Annotated in this window: 17 protein-coding genes; 5 read left to right on the top strand and 12 right to left on the bottom strand. The window is 62.9% G+C overall.

The window, feature by feature from the left end:
* Positions 1–23 precede the first annotated feature (23 nt).
* On the bottom strand, positions 24–455 hold the full coding sequence (gene irrA / locus LB571_RS08110; RefSeq protein ID WP_015313995.1) for an iron response transcriptional regulator IrrA: 432 nt from the start codon (positions 453–455) through the stop codon (positions 24–26).
* 242 nt (positions 456–697) lie between these two features.
* Here irrA and fabA point away from each other — a divergent pair, with 242 nt between their 5' ends.
* From fabA to LB571_RS08090, 4 genes are all read left to right on the top strand, one after another.
* Positions 698–1,216, top strand: coding sequence for a 3-hydroxyacyl-[acyl-carrier-protein] dehydratase FabA (gene fabA, locus LB571_RS08105; protein ID WP_015313996.1), 519 nt, complete (start codon positions 698–700; stop codon positions 1,214–1,216).
* Between the two features lie 49 nt (positions 1,217–1,265).
* Positions 1,266–2,486 carry a beta-ketoacyl-ACP synthase I gene (fabB, locus tag LB571_RS08100; RefSeq protein WP_023773045.1) on the top strand — a complete coding sequence of 407 codons (1,221 nt, stop codon included), beginning with the start codon at positions 1,266–1,268 and terminating at the stop codon, positions 2,484–2,486.
* A 31-nt stretch (positions 2,487–2,517) separates the two neighbouring features.
* Complete coding sequence (gene fabI / locus LB571_RS08095) at positions 2,518–3,330, top strand: enoyl-ACP reductase FabI (RefSeq protein ID WP_140660650.1); 813 nt, start codon at positions 2,518–2,520, stop codon at positions 3,328–3,330.
* Between the two features lie 129 nt (positions 3,331–3,459).
* Positions 3,460–5,004, top strand: a complete 1,545-nt coding sequence (locus LB571_RS08090) for a putative bifunctional diguanylate cyclase/phosphodiesterase (RefSeq protein WP_224593579.1) — start codon at positions 3,460–3,462, stop codon at positions 5,002–5,004.
* A gap of 116 nt (positions 5,005–5,120) precedes the next feature.
* On the opposite strand, the gene LB571_RS08085 is transcribed toward LB571_RS08090, so the two are convergent.
* The 10 genes from LB571_RS08085 to rimP all read right to left on the bottom strand — a co-directional run bounded on the left by LB571_RS08085 (position 5,121) and on the right by rimP (position 17,311).
* Positions 5,121–6,131, bottom strand: a complete 1,011-nt coding sequence (locus tag LB571_RS08085) for a class I SAM-dependent methyltransferase (RefSeq protein ID WP_224593578.1) — start codon at positions 6,129–6,131, stop codon at positions 5,121–5,123.
* Positions 6,132–6,200: 69 nt separating this feature from the next.
* Positions 6,201–8,348 carry a polyribonucleotide nucleotidyltransferase gene (gene pnp / locus LB571_RS08080; RefSeq protein WP_015314001.1) on the bottom strand — a complete coding sequence of 716 codons (2,148 nt, stop codon included), beginning with the start codon at positions 8,346–8,348 and terminating at the stop codon, positions 6,201–6,203.
* 279 nt (positions 8,349–8,627) lie between these two features.
* A complete protein-coding gene (rpsO, locus tag LB571_RS08075) occupies positions 8,628–8,897 on the bottom strand; it encodes a 30S ribosomal protein S15 (protein WP_015314002.1) in 270 nt (89 codons plus the stop codon).
* Positions 8,898–9,078: 181 nt separating this feature from the next.
* Positions 9,079–10,173, bottom strand: coding sequence for a magnesium/cobalt transporter CorA (gene corA, locus LB571_RS08070; protein ID WP_224593575.1), 1,095 nt, complete (start codon positions 10,171–10,173; stop codon positions 9,079–9,081).
* Between the two features lie 52 nt (positions 10,174–10,225).
* Positions 10,226–11,206: a tRNA pseudouridine(55) synthase TruB gene (gene truB, locus LB571_RS08065; RefSeq protein WP_224593572.1), complete on the bottom strand. Its 981-nt coding sequence runs from the start codon at positions 11,204–11,206 to the stop codon at positions 10,226–10,228.
* The gene (gene rbfA / locus LB571_RS08060; RefSeq protein ID WP_015314005.1) at positions 11,206–11,616 is read right to left on the bottom strand and encodes a 30S ribosome-binding factor RbfA; all 411 of its coding nucleotides are present in this window, start codon (positions 11,614–11,616) and stop codon (positions 11,206–11,208) included. The genes truB and rbfA overlap by 1 nt, the downstream gene beginning before the upstream one ends.
* 140 nt (positions 11,617–11,756) lie before the next feature.
* Complete coding sequence (gene infB / locus LB571_RS08055; protein WP_015314006.1) at positions 11,757–14,333, bottom strand: translation initiation factor IF-2; 2,577 nt, start codon at positions 14,331–14,333, stop codon at positions 11,757–11,759.
* Positions 14,330–14,980, bottom strand: a complete 651-nt coding sequence (locus tag LB571_RS08050; protein WP_140614777.1) for an RNA-binding protein — start codon at positions 14,978–14,980, stop codon at positions 14,330–14,332. Before LB571_RS08050 ends, infB begins: the two co-directional genes overlap by 4 nt.
* Positions 14,981–15,018: 38 nt before the next feature.
* On the bottom strand, positions 15,019–16,614 hold the full coding sequence (nusA, locus tag LB571_RS08045) for a transcription termination factor NusA (protein ID WP_015314008.1): 1,596 nt from the start codon (positions 16,612–16,614) through the stop codon (positions 15,019–15,021).
* A gap of 49 nt (positions 16,615–16,663) precedes the next feature.
* Positions 16,664–17,311 (bottom strand): ribosome maturation factor RimP, encoded by a 648-nt coding sequence (gene rimP / locus LB571_RS08040; RefSeq protein ID WP_015314009.1) that lies wholly within the window; start codon positions 17,309–17,311, stop codon positions 16,664–16,666.
* 284 nt (positions 17,312–17,595) lie between these two features.
* Here rimP and LB571_RS08035 point away from each other — a divergent pair, with 284 nt between their 5' ends.
* Entirely contained in the window at positions 17,596–17,760 is a 165-nt protein-coding gene (locus tag LB571_RS08035) for a hypothetical protein (RefSeq protein WP_015314010.1), read from the top strand.
* A 52-nt stretch (positions 17,761–17,812) separates the two neighbouring features.
* Here the strand turns inward: LB571_RS08035 and trmB are convergent, their stop codons facing one another.
* The gene (trmB, locus tag LB571_RS08030; protein ID WP_041163235.1) at positions 17,813–18,514 is read right to left on the bottom strand and encodes a tRNA (guanine(46)-N(7))-methyltransferase TrmB; all 702 of its coding nucleotides are present in this window, start codon (positions 18,512–18,514) and stop codon (positions 17,813–17,815) included.
* Between the last annotated feature and the right edge of the window lie 4 nt (positions 18,515–18,518).

Below are 18,518 nucleotides of genomic sequence, written 5' to 3'. Positions count from 1 at the left end.
ACCGCTTATTCCGGCCAGACCGATCATTCCGGACGCTTGGGACGCAGCCTCACCACGATATCGACATTGGCGATCTCCATGCCTTCGGGCGGCTCCGGCAGATTGGTGACGGTTACCGGGCCATTGGCGATGTCGAAAATCCTGTTTTCGCCTTCGATGTAGAAATGGTGGTGGTCGGAGGTGTTGGTGTCGAAGTAGGTCTTGGAACCTTCGACGGCGAGAATGCGCAGCAGCCCCGCCTGGGTAAACTGGTGAAGCGCGTTGTAGACGGTGGCCAGCGATACCGGCACGCCGGCGGCCTGCGCCTCCTCATGCAGTTCCTCAGCCGACAAATGGCGGTCGCCCTTGGCGAAAAGCAGGTCGGCCAGCGCAATGCGCTGACGGGTCGGCCTCAGGCCGGCTTCACGTACCCGCTTGTCCACAGCGACATTTTCCTTCCGGCAGCCCCGGTCCATCTGGTCTTCCAAGCTCGCAGTCCCGCTTCAAGACACGCCCAGAATGGCAAAAAAATGAATGTCTGCCGGAACCGGACCCCTGTTGACATATATTCTGTCGCCCGAATGCGATCAATAGCGCGCATTGACCCGGGCAGACTGGCGGGTTAAGCGCAAACGCCGGTTTCCGGCCTGAAACAGATTGTGTTAGGACACCAGCGACAAGGGCGCGCTACCGCCCGGACGATATGGGGACGAAATTGATGGCGGGTTCGAAATCCAGCTACGACTACGAAGAATTGCTGGCCTGCGCTCGTGGCGAGCTGTTCGGAGAGGGCAATGCCCAGTTGCCCTACCCGCCGATGCTGATGTTCGACCGTATCACCGAGGTCAGCGAGACCGGCGGCGCCTTCGACAAGGGTTTCATTCGCGCGGAATTCGATATCAATCCCGACCTGTGGTTCTTTGCCTGCCATTTCATCGGCAATCCGATCATGCCGGGCTGTCTGGGCCTTGACGCCCTGTGGCAATTGACCGGCTTCTATCTCGGCTGGCTTGGCGAACCCGGCAAGGGAATGGCGCTGTCGACCGGAGAGGTCAAGTTCAAGGGCATGGTCACGCCATCGGTCAAGAAGGTCGAGTACGGCGTTGATTTCAAGCGTGTGATGCGCGGCCGGCTGGTGCTCGGCATCGCCGATGGCTGGATGAAGGCGGATGGCGAGCCCATATATGCGGCGACGGACCTGAAGGTCGGTCTGTCCAAGCAGTCGGCGGTCGCTTGACCGCACCCCTGGCCCGCGCATTGGCCAGCATCCCTGGAAGGAGTTGCGAATGAGACGTGTCGTAGTCACAGGCCTCGGCATCGTGTCGTCGATCGGCAACAATGCCAACGAGGTGCAGACCTCGCTGCATGACGCCAGATCCGGCATCAGCTTTTCCGATTCCTTTGCCGAACATGGCTTCCGGTGCCAGGTCTGGGGCGCGCCGACGCTCGATCCTTCGGCGATGATCGACCGCCGCGCGATGCGATTCCTGAGCCAGGGCGCGGCGTGGAATCACGTCGCCATGGACCAGGCGATCGCGGATGCCGGCCTCGACGAGAGCGACATCACCAACGAGCGCACCGGCATCGTCATGGGTTCGGGCGGCCCCTCCACGCGCACCATCGTCGAGGCGGCCGAAACCACGCTCAAGAACGGCAGCCCCAAGCGCATCGGTCCCTTCGCGGTGCCGAAGGCGATGTCGTCGACGGCCTCGGCAACCTTGGCAACATGGTTCAAGATCCATGGCGTCAACTATTCGATCTCCTCGGCCTGCTCGACCTCGGCGCATTGCATCGGCAATGGCTACGAGCTGATCCAGTGGGGCAAGCAGGACATGGTCTTTGCCGGCGGCCACGAGGATCTCGACTGGACGATGTCGGACCTGTTCGACGCCATGGGCGCAATGTCGTCGAAGTTCAACGACAGGGCCCCGACCGCATCGCGCGCCTACGACGCCAATCGCGACGGCTTCGTCATAGCCGGCGGCGCCGGCGTACTGGTGCTGGAAGAGCTGGAGCACGCCAAGGCGCGCGGCGCCAAGATCTACGCGGAGATCGTCGGCTACGGCGCCACTTCGGACGGTTTCGACATGGTTGCGCCCTCGGGCGAAGGCGCGGTCCGCTGCATGCGCCAGGCGCTGGCGACGGTTTCCACGCCGGTCGACTACATCAACACGCACGGCACCTCGACGCCGGTCGGCGATTCCAAGGAAATGGGCGCGATCCGTGAAGTGTTCGGCGAGAAGATGCCGTTCATCACGTCGACGAAGTCGCTGACCGGCCATTCTCTGGGCGCGGCGGGCGTGCAGGAATCCATCTATTCGATCCTGATGATGCAAGGCGGCTTCATCGGCGAAAGCGCCCATATCGAGACGCTCGATCCGGAATTCGAGGGCATGCCGATCGTACGCAAGCGCATCGACAACGCAGGGATCGACACCGTTCTGTCGAACTCCTTCGGTTTCGGCGGCACCAACGCGACGCTCGTTTTCCAGCGCTACTCCGCATAAGGCCAAGTTTTTCATATAAGGATTGCCGGCCATGGACGGATTGATGAAGGGCAAGCGCGGGCTTGTCATGGGTGTTGCCAACGATCATTCGATCGCCTGGGGCATTGCCAGGAAATTGTCCGAACAGGGGGCGGAACTGGCCTTCACCTACCAGGGCGAGGCTTTTGGCCGCCGGGTCAAGCCGCTCGCCGACAAGCTCGGCGCTTCGCTGGTCGTTCCCTGCGACGTCGAGGACAGCGCTTCGGTCGCCGCCACGTTCGAGACGCTTGGCAAGGCGTGGGGCGGACTGGACTTCGTCGTCCATGCCATCGGCTTTTCCGACAAGAACGAGTTGAAAGGCCTCTATGCCGATACCAGCCGGGACAATTTCGTCCGCACCATGGTGATCTCCTGCTATTCCTTCACCGAGGTGGCGCGCAATGCCGCGCCCCTGATGACCGCCGGCGGCTCGATGATCACGCTGACCTATGCCGGCTCGGTCCGCGTCATGCCGAACTATAATGTCATGGGCGTCGCCAAGGCCGGCCTGGAGGCCAGCGTGCGCTACCTCGCCAACGACTACGGTCCGCGCGGCATCCGGGTCAACGGCATCTCGGCCGGTCCGGTGCGTACACTGGCCGGCGCCGGCATTTCGGACGCCCGCCACATGTTCTCCTACCAGCAACGAAACTCGCCGCTGCGCCGGACGGTGACGATCGACGAGGTCGGCGGCTCCGCGCTGTATCTCCTGTCCGACCTTGCTTCCGGCGTCACAGGCGAAATCCACTATGTCGATTCCGGCTACCATATCGTGTCGATGCCGACCCTCGACGAGTTGAAGCAGACGGATGGCGGCCGCGACTGACGGCGGCCCCGGTCACGCGGGTCTTTTGCCAGTAAAGAAAATAATCCTCTCCAGTAAAATTGGATTCATTCGCGGAAACTCATTTTAAGAAGGTTTCCGCTATAAAGCTTCCCATCTGGGGACCTTTTCATGCCTGCCGCCATCAACCCGAAGCGAACACCCGTGTTCCGACTGCTCACGATAGCAAGTTCGGGCATTGGCAGTTTCGTCATCGGAATCTGGGGGCTGAAGCACGGTGTCGGCGACGGATTTGCCGGCATTTCGGCTGATATGATGGTGTCGATCATGGCCGCGCTTTGTGCGCTGGCCGCATCGGTGGCGGCAATGTCCTTCTTTGCTGGTGTCGATGAATCGGCGGATTTCGTCTTCAACGAAACCCATTTCGACAAGCTGACCGGACTGCTGGCCCGCCCGGCGATGGTCGGCAAGATCGCCGAGGCGGCATGCGCGACAAGCCGCACCGGGGAACCGATGTTCCTGATCGACATCGACATCGACCGGTTCAAGCAGATCAACGATGCAATCGGCTACACTCACGGTGACGAACTGATCCGCGCCTTCACCAAGCGGCTGCGCGACTGCGTGCCGGCGCGCGCACTGATCGGGCGGATCGGGGCCGGCGAGTTCGCGGTGCTGCTTCCCGATCACCAGATCCAGGGGACCCTGGAAAGCATGGTCGAGAGGCTCATCGACGAGATGATGGAGCCGTATGAACTCAGCACCCACCAGCAATCGGTGAGCCTGTCGGTGGGCATCGTGGCGATGCCCAAGGATGGGATCGATCCGGTCCTCATCCTGCGCCGTTCCAACCTGGCGCTGCAGAATGCGCGCGCCAGCGGGGTTGGCAACTGGTCGGTCTTCAACAGCGATATGGGGCGGGTGGCCGACCATCGCCAATGGGTCGAGTCCGAACTGCACAATGCGTTCGAGCGCGGCGATTTCGACCTGCATTATCAGCCGCAGCTCGACCTTCCGACCGGCCGCATCGTCGGCTACGAGGCGTTGATCCGGTGGCAGCATCCCGAACGCGGCATGATCCCTCCGATGGAGTTTATCCAGATCGCCGAAGAGACCGGCATGATCAATCCGATCGGCGAATGGGTGCTGCGCAAGGCCTGCAGCGATGCCCGCCATCTGCCGGACGACTGTTTCGTCGCCGTCAACATCTCGCCGGTCCAGTTCATGACCAAGGATTTCGTCGGGCTTGTGCGCGACACGATGCGGAGCACCGGCATCAAGCCGTCACGGCTGGAACTGGAAGTCACCGAGACGGCGATGATGCAGGACCGCGACCGCGCGGCCGCCATCCTGAAAGAACTCGCCGAGATGGGGATCTCGGTCGCTGTCGATGATTTCGGCACCGGCTATTCCAACCTCAGTTATCTGATCGACTTCTCGTTCGGCAAGCTGAAGATCGACCGCTCCTTCGTCAGCCGCATCGATACCGATGCGAGCTCCGGCGCGGTCGTGTCGACCATTGTCGGGCTTTCCCGGGCGCTTGGCGTCAGCATCATTGCCGAGGGCGTCGAGACCGAGAACCAGGCGACACTGCTGCGGGCAGCTGGTTGCGAAGTGGTGCAGGGCTATCTGTTCGGCCGGCCGGCGCCGCTCAAATTCAGCGCTGGTGACAGGCACGCCACCGACGAAGTCCGGCGCGTCGCCAATCTACACTGACCTACAACATGTCGCGGCAATAGGATTCGCCCGACCTGCTGTAAGCTTCCGATTTATGGATGGCGTTGTCCCCGAACCGATGACACTTCCGGGCGACACGCATTAAATGCATCGCGTCAGCGCCGTGCGACAAACACCTTGAACATGCCGTCGCGGGCAAGCTCGGAGTGGCTGGCAAAGGCGGCCGACAGCACCGGCTCGTAGGGAAGCTGGCGGTTGGCGACCATGAACAGGCGCCCACCGGGCTTCAAGGCCTTGGCCGCGGCGCGGATCATGCCGACGCCGATCTCGGGCTCGGCCGCACGGCTGCGGTGGAAGGGTGGGTTCATTGCGATGACGTCGTAGCGGCGCTCGACAGGCTCGGCCAGCAGATCCGTCCAGAAGAAGCCCTGCGCCACGGTGTTGGCAAGGTTGCCCCTGGCGGCCTCCAGCGCATCGAAATCGGCTTCGTAAAGATCGAGGGCCGACAAGCCCGGACAGCGGGCAGCCATCTCGGCCGCCACATAACCCCAGCCGGCGCAGAAATCGGCCGCGGTGCCACGCAAATCACCGGGCAGATTGTCGACCAGCAGTTTCGAACCGGCATCGACGCGGTCGAAGGAGAACATGCCGGGTGCGGTGCGGAACCGGTCCTCAACAAGCAAGGCGGGATTGGCGGCGCGAAGCGCGGCGGCGGCTTGCACATCAACCGGACGACGCAGCCAGAAGGCAATACCGTGATATTTTGGCATGTGGCTATCAAGCAGAACAAGATCGCCGACGCGCTTACGCAGGCTTGCGATGCCATCCTCCTTGCCACCGGCAATGACGATCAATCCGCCCTCCGCCACCCGCTCGAGAGCCTCGGCGATGCGCAGTTCGTTTTCGCCGCGATGGCGGCCGGCGAGCACAAGCACGGCATCAAAATCCTCACCGGCCGATCGCGGCGTGACCGTGAAGCCAGCCGCCTGCAAAGCGCGGAAATACGGGCGAAAGCCCTGTACGAGATGCAGCGTAGCCTCGAAGCCTTGTGGCAAGCGCAGGCCGGGTTCGGCGCCAAGGAAGAGAATGCGCTCGTCCCTGCCCGGCGGGGAAAGAGCCTCGGCCTCGAATGGATGAAAAAGCGTCTTCAACGCTTCAGCGGACATGGCCGTGCTCCATAAACAAAAGCGGGCGCGACATAAGCCGCGCCCGCTTCGATTTTTCCGTCAGAGGCCTCAGGCGGCGTTTTCTTCGCCTTCGGTCTTCTTGTCGCGGGCGATTTCCTTGCCGGTGGCCTGGTCGACGACCTTCATCGACAGGCGGACCTTGCCGCGCTCGTCGAAGCCCATCAGCTTGACCCAGACCTTGTCGCCTTCCTTGACGACGTCCGAGGTCTTGGCGACCCGGTCGTTGGCAAGCTGCGAGATGTGGACGAGGCCGTCACGCGGACCGAAGAAGTTGACGAAGGCGCCGAAGTCGGCGGTCTTGACGACCGTGCCTTCGTAGATCTCGCCGACTTCCGGCTCGGCGACGATGGTGTGGATCCACTTCTTCGCCGCCTCGATCTCCTTGGCGTTCGACGAAGCGATCTTGACCGTGCCGTCGTCCTCGATGTTGATCTTGGCGCCGGTCTTCTCGACGATCTCGCGGATGACCTTGCCGCCCGAACCGATGACGTCGCGGATCTTGTCGGTCGGGATGTGCATGACCTCGATGCGCGGCGCGAACTCGCCGAGTTCAGGGCGGGCGCCGGTCAGGGCATGGGACATCTCGCCGAGAATATGCAGGCGACCGTCCTTGGCCTGGCCAAGGGCGATCTTCATGATCTCCTCGGTGATGCCGTCGATCTTGATGTCCATCTGCAGCGAGGTGATGCCGCCTTCGGTGCCGGCAACCTTGAAGTCCATGTCACCGAGGTGATCCTCGTCGCCCAAGATGTCGGAGAGCACGGCGAAGCGCTCGCCTTCCTTGATCAGGCCCATGGCGATACCGGCCACCGGCTTGGCCAGCGGCACGCCGGCATCCATCAGCGCCAGCGAGGTGCCGCAGACGGTAGCCATCGAGGACGAGCCGTTGGACTCGGTGATCTCCGAGACGACGCGCAGCGTGTAGGGGAACTGATCGGCGGAGGGCAGCATCGGACGGATGGCGCGCCAGGCGAGCTTGCCATGGCCGATTTCGCGGCGGCCCGGCGAACCCATGCGGCCGGTCTCACCGACGGAGTAGGGAGGGAAGTTGTAGTGAAGGAGGAATTTCTCCTTGTACATGCCGGTCAGGGAATCGACGTACTGCTCATCCTCGCCGGTGCCGAGCGTGGCAACCACGAGCGCCTGGGTCTCGCCGCGGGTGAACAGCGCCGAACCATGGGTGCGCGGCAGGACGCCGACTTCGGAGACGATCTTGCGAACCGTGCTCAAGTCGCGGCCATCGATGCGCGCGCCGGTGTCGAGGATGTTCCAGCGAACGACCTTCGCCTGCAATTCCTTGAATACCGAGCCGATCTGTTCGGAGGTGTACTTTGCGTCCTCGCCTTCAGCCGGGGCAAACGCGGCCTTGACCTTCGCCTTGACAGCGTCGACGGCGGCGTAGCGCTTCTGCTTGTCGACGTTCTTGTAGGCATTGCTGAGCTCGTCGCCGACGATCTTCAGCATCTCGGCCTCAAGCGCGGAATAATCCGGCGCGGTGAAGTCGCGCGGCTCCTTGGCGGCAACTTCCGCCAGCTTGATGATGGCGTCGATGACCGGCTGGAAACCCTTGTGGCCGAACATGACAGCGCCGAGCATCAGCTCTTCGCCGAGTTCCTTGGCTTCCGACTCGACCATCAGCACGGCATCGGTGGTGCCGGCGACGATGAGGTCGAGCTTGGACTCCTGCATCTCGTCGACATGCGGGTTCAGCACATATTCGCCATTGATGTAGCCGACGCGCGCGCCGCCGATCGGGCCCATGAAGGGAACGCCCGACAGGGTCAGGGCCGCCGAGGTGGCGACGATCGACAGGATGTCCGGGTCATTTTCGAGATCGTGCTGGACGACGGTGACGACGATCTGCGTGTCGTTCTTGTAGCCGGCGGCGAAGAGCGGGCGGATCGGGCGGTCGATGAGACGGGAAACCAGCGTTTCCTTCTCGCTCGGACGGCCTTCGCGCTTGAAATAGCCGCCCGGGATCTTGCCGGCGGCATAGGTCTTTTCCTGGTAATTGACGGTCAGCGGAAAGAAGTCGAGACCGGGCTTGGGCTCCTTCATCGAAACGACGGTGGCGAGAACCTTGGTCTCGCCGTAGGTGGCGAGCACCGCGCCGTCGGCCTGGCGCGCGATCTTGCCGGTCTCCAGGATGAGCGGACGACCGCCCCATTCGATTTCCACTTTGTGGTGATTGAACATGTCTTGTCCTTAATAAGCGGAAAGGGCCGCGCCGTTTCACGGTGCGCGGATGCCCTTTGCCTGGCTTCCTTTCTCGGGCAGCCACGGGCAAGACAACGGGAAGCTCGGGTGATTTAGGCGCGACAAGCGCGCGCGAGCGTCCTGCAATCCTGCCCCATGACCGTCCATGGGCGGTTTCGAACGGCCCTTTGCACGCTCGAAACCGGGTCTGGCCAGCCTGTGCGACTGGCAGAATGCGCGACCGGCGGGCTCTCCGAAGAAAGCCCGCCGGTCAATTCGTCAACGGCGCAGACCGAGCTTCTCGATCAGTGTCTGATAGCGCGAGTCGTCCTTGCGCTTGAGATAATCAAGCAGGCTGCGGCGCTGGGACACGAGAGCGAGCAGACCACGGCGGGAATGGTTATCCTTCTTGTGGTCCTTGAAATGGTCGGTCAGGTTCTTGATGCGCTCGGAAAGGATGGCCACCTGGACTTCCGGAGACCCGGTATCGCCCTTGGCGGTTGCGAATTCACCCATCAATTCCTGTTTGCGCTCGGCAGTAATCGACATCGTGTTTTTCCTTATCTGTTTGAGGAAACGGGTCGCCCACAGCCGGGATGTCGTCCAGCAGGGGCCGTGCATGCAAAGCGTCAAGGCGCTATGCTGCGGCGCATATAGTGCAATTCCCAGAAAAACACCAGCCCAATTCACAAGCCGGCTTTTGAGGCTCAAATGACAGGTTTAAACCCGGTCAAAGCCATTTCTTCCATTTGAAGAATGCAATCAGCCCGACAGCGACGGCAGCCATGAACAGCAGAGACAAGGGATAGCCGTAGTACGCCTTCAGCTCCGGCATATTCCATGGCGAGCTGGCGGGGTCGAAGTTCATGCCCCAGATGCCGACCAGGAAGGTGAGCGGCATGAAGATGACCGAAACGATGGTGAGATAGGAGATGACGTCGTTGGTGCGGGCCTGGCTCAGCGACAGATGCATTTCGATCAGGCCGGTCAGCATGTCGCGCTGGGTCTCGACCAGCTCGATCAGCCTGAGCGAATGGTCGAGCGTATCGTTGAGGAAGACCTTGGTCTCGGCTGTGACATAGGCCACGTCGTTGCGGATCAGCGTTGCCAGCGCATCGCGCATGGGCCACAGCACGCCTTTCAAAACATTGGCATCGCGCCGCAATTCGTGCAGCTGCCGCATCTGGTGCTTGTGCGTCGAATGCAGCATCTGGTCCTCAATGCTGTCGACCAGGTCGCCGGCAGCCTCGATCGGCGGAAAATAGCTGTCGACGATGGCGTCGATCAGCGCATAGGCGAGATAGTCGGCGCCGCGCGTGCGCAACCGGTTCGGGGCCGAACTCTCAATGCGCTTGCGCACCGGATCGAACGGATCGCCCTCGCGCTCCTGGAAGGTGACGACGAAGTTCTCGCCGAGGAAGAGAGCGATCTGCTCGTAGCGATGCGACGTGACATCGTCGATCATGCGCATGACGACGAAGGCGTGGTCCTCGAAGAAGTCGACTTTCGGCCGCTGGCCGGTGTTGACGACGTCCTCCAGCGCCAGCGGATGCAGGCTGAAGATGCGGCCGATCTCCTCGATCAATTGGATGTTGGCAAGGCCGGTGCAGTCGAGCCAGATGACGGACCATTTCCGGCAACTGACCTCGACATCGTCGATGCTGGCGTTCTCGATGGTCTTGAACTTCTGCGGCGAGATCAAGGTCAGCCGCAGTTCGGAGCGCCGCGCCGCCGGATCGGCGATCAGCGTGCCGGGCGAGGCGCCAACCGGAGGCCGTCTCGTCTTCACCGGCGCCCGTTTTTTCACCACCTCGGCCTTTGCCATGCCACCACCCGTCGAACCTGCTTGTCCTATACCGCCATGGCGATCAGACCGATCACCCGGCAAAGACCCGCTTGGGCTTGAACATGCCTTGCTCGATAGCGCCGATGGCGACGAGCTTGCCGCGCGTCGTCGCACAGGCTTCTTCCGCCTCCACCGGCGCGTCACGGCCACGAATGATGACCGGATTGCCGAGGCGGATCTTGGTCGCGGCATCGTCGCTGATCGCGATCTGCGGCAGGCAGTCGAGCGCCGCCGAGGTGTCGACGAGAAGCCCGTCGATGGCGCCGAAATCGATAGGCATCTCCACTGCGTCCGCGGCATCTGCCTCCGGATCCGGTTTATCGTCACCTTGCGCGCCGAAGCGCGCGGCCTCGAGTTCGGCGATGGTGACGAAGTCCTCTGGCGTAAACGGCTCGACCTCGACCCGGCGCAGTTCGCTGATATGGCCGAAGCAGCCGAGGTCGCGGCCCATGTCGCGGGCCAGCGAACGCACATAAGTGCCCTTGCCGCATTCGACCTCGAAAATCGTCTGGTCCGGCTTGTGCTCGACAATGTCGAGCCGGCCGATCTCGATCTCGCGCGGCGGTATGTCGACCGTCTCGCCTTCGCGGGCGAGGTCGTAGGCGCGTTCACCCGCAATCTTGATCGCGGAAAATTGCGGTGGCGTCTGCATAATGACGCCGGTGTATTTCGGCAGCAACACCCGGATATCGGCTTCCGATGGACGCTGATCGGCCTCTTTCGTCACCGGACCTTCGAGGTCATCGGTCGACCGCTCCTGTCCCCAGGCAACGGTGAAACGATAGATCTTGGCGCCGTCCTGCACGTAGGGCACGGTCTTGGTGGCCTCGCCGAGCGCGATCGGCAGCATGCCGGAGGCAAGAGGGTCGAGCGTGCCGGCATGGCCGGCCTTTTCGGCCTGGAACAGCCATTTGATCTTGGAGACGGCCTCGGTCGAGCCCATACCGACCGGCTTGTCCAGCACCACCCAGCCGGAGACCGGCCGGCCCTTCTTCTTGCCGCGACGCCCCATTATTCTTCTTCCTTGTTGTCGTCGCTATCCAGGTCGCGTGCCACTTCGGGTGACTTCAGCAGGTCGTTGATCCTGGCGAAATTGTCGAAGGACGTATCCAGCCGGAAACGGAACTCCGGCATGTACTTCATCTGCCGGAGCGCGCCGGAGACGCGGCCGCGCACGAACTTGGCATGCTTGTTCAGCGCTTCGATCACCGCGTCGGTATCCTTTGCGCCGAGCGGAGAAACGAAGGCTGTGGCGATCTTGAGATCCGGCGACATCCGCACTTCCGACACCGAAACGACGGTATTTTCAATCAACGGGTCGATGATGTCCCCGCGCTGCAGGGTTTCCGAGAGCGCATGGCGCACCTGTTCACCGACGCGCAACATGCGCTGGGATGGGCTTGATGTGGTGGAACGGGGCATTTTTCTCGATCCTGAAAGCGTGAGGCGCGGGATGGGACCGTGCCGCATGTCTCAAATGATTATTCTCAACAGGCTTGCGGTCAACAGGCTTGGGGCGGCGGTCTTTCGACCACCGCCCGATATCGACAAGTCACTCGACCTCAGAGTGTGCGGGTCACCATCTCGACGCGGAAGCACTCGATGACGTCGCCGACGCGCATGTCCTCGTAGTTCTGGAAGGCCATGCCGCACTCCTGGCCGCCCGGGACTTCCGAAACTTCGTCCTTGAAGCGCTTCAGGGTCTTCAGCGTGCCTTCGTGGATGACGACGTTGTCGCGGATCAAGCGTACGCCCGCACCACGCTCGACCTTGCCTTCGGTGACACGGCAGCCGGCGATCTTGCCGACCTTGGTGATGTCGAAGATCTCGAGGATCTCGGCATTGCCGATGAAGGTCTCGCGACGCTCCGGCGAGAGCAGGCCCGACAGAGCCGCCTTCACGTCATCCACGAGGTTGTAGATGATCGAATAATAGCGGATCTCGATGCCCGCAGCCGCGGCCGCGGCACGTGCCTGCACATTGGCGCGAACGTTGAAGCCGATGATCGCCGCGCCAGACGTTTCCGCCAGCGAGACGTCGCTTTCGGTGATGGCGCCGGCGCCGGAATGAACGATGCGCGCACGAACCTCGTCGGTCCCAAGCTTGTCGAGCGCGGCATTGATCGCCTCGATCGAACCCTGCACGTCGCCCTTGATGACCAGCGGGAATTCCTTCAGCCCGCTCGTCTGCAACTGCGACATCATCTGTTCGAGCGAGCCGCGCTGGCCGGCATGCCTGGCCACCGCCTTCTCGCGCGCCAGACGCTGGCGATATTCGGTGATCTCGCGGGCACGGGCCTCGTTGTTGACCACGGCGAAGCGGTCGCCGGCCTGCGGCGTTCCCTGAAGGCCGAGCACCTCGACCGGCATCGCCGGCGGTGCTTCCTTGATCTGCTCGCCGCGATCGTTGACCAGAGCGCGCACGCGGCCCCATTCATTGCCGGCGACGAGGATGTCGCCCGGCATCAGGGTGCCGGTCTGCACCAGAACGGTGGCGACGGGACCACGGCCCTTGTCGAGCTGCGCCTCGATGACGACGCCCTCGGCGGTACGGTCGGGGTTGGCCTTGAGGTCGAGGATTTCGGCCTGCAGCAGGATCGCCTCGAGCAACTTGTCGAGATTGGTGCCCTTGGTCGCCGAAACTTCGACGTCCAGCACTTCACCGCCCATGGATTCGACGAAGACCTCATGGCGCAACAGCTCGGAACGCACCTTCTGCGGATCGGCGTCGTGCTTGTCGATCTTGTTGATCGCCACGATGATCGGGACGCCGGCCGCCTTGGCATGGCTGATCGATTCGATGGTCTGCGGCATGACGCTGTCGTCGGCCGCGACCACCAGGATGGCGATGTCGGTCGCCTGGGCGCCACGGGCGCGCATCGCCGTGAAGGCGGCGTGGCCGGGCGTGTCGATGAAGGTGATCTTCTGACCGTTCTTCTCGACCTGATAGGCGCCGATATGCTGGGTGATGCCGCCGGCCTCGCCGGAAACGACATTGGCATTGCGGATCGCATCGAGCAGCGAGGTCTTGCCGTGGTCGACGTGGCCCATGATGGTCACGACCGGCGGACGCGACACCAGGTCCTCGGCATTGTCGGCGATGTTGAACAGGCCTTCCTCGATGTCGGACTCGGCAACGCGGCGGACCGTATGACCGAATTCGGTGGCGACCAGTTCGGCCGTGTCGGCGTCGATGACGTCGCCCGGCTTCAGGATCTGGCCCTGCTTCATGAAATACTTGACCAGGTCGACAGCACGCTCCGACATGCGCTGCGCCAGTTCCTGGATGGTGATGGTCTCGGGCAGGATCACTTCGCGCATGACCTTCTCGCGCGGCTCGTTGTGCATCGCGCGCTTGAATTTTTCCTGGCGGCGACGCATCGACGACAGCGAACGAGCCCGGGCATCCTCGTCGGACAGCGCGGAGTTCAGTGTCAGCTTGCCACGGCGGCGGTCTTCCTCGCTCTTGGTGGGCTTTGCCGGGCGCGCCACTTCAGGCGTGACCAGACGGCGCACCGGTGCGCCGGCGGTCGCCCGCTTCGGCTTGACCTCTTCCTCCTCGTCGGCGGTCGCCAACTCGGCGGCTTGCGGTGCGCGGCGGCGCGCCTCTTCCTCGGCGCGGCGGCGCGATTCGGCCTCGGTCTGCAACCGTGCCTCTTCCTCGGCCTGGCGGCGCGCGGAATCCTCACGTTCGCGCTTGCGGCGCTCTTCGTCCTCGGCGCGGCGCTTGGCATCCTCGGCGGCCCGCTGACGGTCTTCGACCTCGCGGACCTTCGAGCCCTCGAGCGCCCTGCGGCGCGCTTCCATCTCGCTGCGCGACAATTCGTTCAGCACCATGCCGCTGCGCTCGACCGGAGCCGGCGGCGGGGGTGGCGCCTTGGGCGCTTCCTGGACGACAGGCGCCGCCACGACCGCCGGCTTCGGCGTGAAGACGGGCGCAGGCGGAGCCGCGGCCGGCTCCGGCTTGTCGCCGGGCAGCGAGAACTTGCGCTTCTTGGTCTCGACCACGACCGACTTGGTACGGCCGTGCGAGAAGTTCTGGCGCACGGTGCCCTGTTCCATGCCGGGGCGCTTCAGCGTCAAGGTCTTCTTCGGTGTAACACTCAACGTCTTGTCGTCGCCCGATTTCGTATCGCTCATTCCATATCCTCTGCGGCATCATCTTCGTCAGCAACGGCCGCAAGCATTGCAAGATCGTCCGGGGTACCGCCCCGATATCGGTCGAGCGCAACCATGCGCTTCTGGACCGCCTTACCCGCGTCTCCCGCGAGGACGGCAGCATGTATCACATTTGTACCCCCCAATGCCAAGCTCAACTCGGCCTCGGAGAAAAGTTTGTAGGCAAGGATGGAGGGGCCGCCGATATGGACGGTCGCCCGCCGCGCCTGGCTGATCTTGCGCACGCCATCCTCGGACGCTTCGGTCGCGTGGAGCACGAAAAGCGCCAGTCCGCCGCGCACCGCGCTCTCGACCTTGGTAGCGCCTAGCGAAATCGAGCCTGCCTTGCGGGCAAGACCCAGCATACCGAGAGCGTATCTGGAAAGCAGCCCGTCGACCATGCCGCCGAGATCGGGCGGCACGACCACCTGTGCCTTGAAGGCGCGGGCAAAAAGGTTCTTGGCCGCCGCCTTCTCGATATGTAGGCGGTCCGCACTCACCCAGCAACCACGGCCGGGCAGATTTCTCTTGAGATCGGGAACGACGGCCGAATCCGGGCCGACGACGAACCGGATCAGTTCATCCGGTTCGGCCTGTTTGCGGGTGACGATGCAGGTGCGATCGTTCATCTCGTCCAAGGGCGGGTTGTGTGCGATGCGGTTTCACCTCACGCACCAACGGCTTCGTCGGCCGTTTCTTCTTCGGCCGCAAGCTCGTCTTCGGTGATCCAGCCGGCCTTGAGGCGAGCGGCCAGAACCATCTGCTCGGCATCGGCGCGCGAAACGCCGTGATTGGCCAGCACGCCGGGATAGACCTTGGTCTCGCCGTCCTTGCGTTCCTTCCAGCCGGTGAGGTCGTCGGCGGCATAGCCGGCGAAATCCTCGATCGTCTTCACGCCATCCTCGCCGAGCGTCACCATCATGGCGGTGGTGACGCCGGGGAGTTCGCGCAGATCATCCGAAACGCCCAGCGCCTTGCGCTTCTCGTCGTGCTCGGCCTCGATCTTCTCCAGATATTCGCGGGCGCGGGTCTGGATTTCCGAGGCTGTATCCTCATCGAAGCCGTCGATCGAGGCGATCTCGCCGGCATCGACATAGGCGACTTCCTCGACGCTGGTGAAGCCTTCCGAGGCCAGCACCTGGCCGACCATCTCGTCGACATCGAGGGCTTCCATGAACAGCGCCGAGCGCTCGACGAATTCCTTCTGGCGGCGCTCGGATTCCTCGGCCTCGGTCAGGATGTCGATATCCCAGCCGGTGAGCTGCGAGGCAAGGCGCACATTCTGGCCGCGGCGGCCGATGGCCAGCGACAGCTGATCGTCGGGAACCACCACTTCGATACGCTCCGCATCCTCGTCGAGCACGACCTTGGCGACTTCCGCCGGCTGCAGCGCATTGACGATGAAGGAGGCCGCCGAAGGCGACCACGGAATGATGTCGATCTTCTCGCCCTGCAATTCGCCGACGACGGCCTGGACGCGGCTGCCGCGCATACCGACGCAGGCGCCGACCGGATCGATCGAGCTGTCACGCGAAATGACAGCGATCTTGGCGCGCGAGCCCGGGTCGCGGGCGACCGACTTGATCTCGATGATGCCGTCATAGATCTCCGGCACTTCCATGGTGAAGAGTTTGGCCATGAACTGCGGATGGGTGCGCGACAGGAATATCTGCGGGCCGCGCTGCTCGCGCCGCACGTCGTAGACATAGGCACGCACGCGATCGCCATATTTGTAGTTTTCGCGCGGGATCAGCTCGTCGCGGCGGATGATCGCCTCGCCACGGCCGAGATCGACGATGACGTTCCCATATTCGACGCGCTTGACCGTGCCGTTGACGATCTCGCCGATGCGGTCTTTGTATTCGTCATACTGGCGGTCACGCTCGGCCTCGCGCACCTTCTGCACGATGACCTGCTTGGCAGACTGGGCGGCGATGCGGCCGAAATCCATCGGCGGCAGCAGTTCGGCGATGAAATCGCCAAGCTGGGCGTCAGGATTGCGCTCACGCGCCGAGGAAATGGCGATCTGGGTCGCGTAATCGTCGACCTTCTCGACCACTTCCATCAGCCGCTGCAGCTTCATCTCGCCGGTGTTCGGGTTGATGTCGGCGCGAATGTTGGTCTCCTGGCCATAACGCGAACGCGCCGCCTTCTGGATCGCATCGGCCATGGCGGCGATGACGATCGACTTGTCGATCGACTTCTCACGCGCGACCGCATCGGCGATCTGCAGCAGTTCAAGTCTGTTGGCGCTTACAACCATGTTCTTTCTCCCGAGCCTGTTCGCCGGACCTTTGCGCCCGGCAGCTCAATCAAATTTCCTGTTCGTGTTCTTCCGTGGCGTCCGGTTCCGTACCCTCGGACACATCGTCGTCCGGTTCACCGCGGCGTCTCTTGGCTTCCTTGCGCTCCCTGTTGTCCCTGGACAACGCTTCGCGAATGAGGTCGTCGGTCAGGATCAGCCTGACATCGGCAATGGCATCGTAGGGCACGCGCACCGTCGGCTCCTCGCCATACGCCGCCTTGTCGCGCTCGATCAGCACGTCGTTCTCACCGGCTTCGGCGATCTTGCCCTTGAAGCGCTTGCGGTCGGCGACGACGACCGATGTTTCCATCTTCACCAGATGACCGGTCCAGGTCACGAAATCCGATTTACGCACCAGAGGCCGATCGATGCCGGGCGAAGAGACTTCGAGGTGATAGGCCTTTTCGATCGGATCATCGACGTCGAGCGCCGGCGACACCGCGCGGCTGACCTCTTCGCAATCCTCGACGGTCATGGTGCCGTCCTCACGCTCGGCCATGATCTGCAGCGTCAGCCCGTTCTGGCCGGACAGATGCACGCGCACGAGGCGAAAGCCGATGCCGCGCAGCACCGGCTGGACGATCAGCGCAATGCGCGCATCGATGCCGCTTTCGCGGATGATGCGATCGTCACCTTCGTTTGCCGTTCCAGTCATCGTTGCCTATCGTTGGTCTCGAACCTATCGGCAGGTAATAAAAAAGAGCGGGACCGGGTGGACCCACTCTTCGTCATACCGACCAAGAATTTGAGGCTGATATAAACGAACACGGTTCGTGTTTCAAGTCCGCAGTCCCGGCCGGACGAAAGCCTGTGGGTTCAGGGTTGTTCCAGGCGCATGGCCGCCATGCGGCAATCCGCCTGTGAGAGCCGGCGGCGCGCCTTATTTATTAGCCATCAAACGAATTGAATTGGCGCGCTGGCGCGCGAAAGGACAAGACCATGAGCAACCGCAGGATATTCTCCGCCTTGGGCGATCTGTTCACCACATTCGGCAGCGCCGTTGCCGCGTCTCGCGCCGTGGAAGCCGGGCGCAAGCCCAGAGCCGACGACCTGCGCAATCTCGGCATGGATCCGGCCGTATTCAACAGGATCGGTCGTTTCTGACTCCAACAGGCATTCGACCCCGTCCTCCCGGCAGGTTGCCGGTTGGGCGGACCTAGGTCCTGACGAAAGTCAGATAGGCCGGCCGGCGCCCCTCGCGAATGGCCTTTGCCTCATAGCGCGTGCCGGGCCAGCCCTCATAGGAGCGATGCCAGTCCGCCGCTTCCGCAGCCTGCCATGCGAAAGCGCCATGCGCCCGGCAATGCAGCAAGGTCCAGTTCACATAAGTGTCGATGTCGGACGCAAAGCGGAATTTCGAGCCGGGTTTCAGGACGCGTGCGAAACGATCGAGATTGACCGGACTGACGAAACGCCGCTTCCAGTGTTTTTTCTTTGGCCAGGGATCGGGATAGAGAAGATCGATGCCGTCGAGCGAGGCCGGCGGCAACCAGTCAAGCAACTGGGTGGCGTCGTCGTCGTAGACCCTGAGATTGGCCAGCGGCGCTGCCCGCACCGCCATCATCATCTTGGCCATGCCGTTGACGAAGGGCTCGACGCCTATGAAGCCTGTCGCGGGCGCCTCGATGGCGCGATGCAGGAGATGTTCACCGCCGCCAAAGCCGATCTCGAGCCGAACCGCCGAAACCTCTGCTGCAAACAGGACGCGCAGGTCTGGCGGTGCCTCGGCCGTCAGATCGAGCCGGTATTTGCCAAGCCCGCTTTCCAGCGCCGCGGCCTGCTGCGGGCGCACGGGCTTGCCGCGCCGGCGACCGAAGAAGGCTTCGGTCATGCGGCTTGGCCTGTCCGCGTCACTCATCGAC

Source organism: Mesorhizobium sp. BR1-1-4, assembly GCF_020165375.1.
GTDB classification, from domain to species: Bacteria; Pseudomonadota; Alphaproteobacteria; order Rhizobiales; family Rhizobiaceae; genus Mesorhizobium; species Mesorhizobium australicum.
Note: the sequence above shows the minus strand (reverse complement) of the source record. Positions and strands in the feature narration are given on the sequence as shown.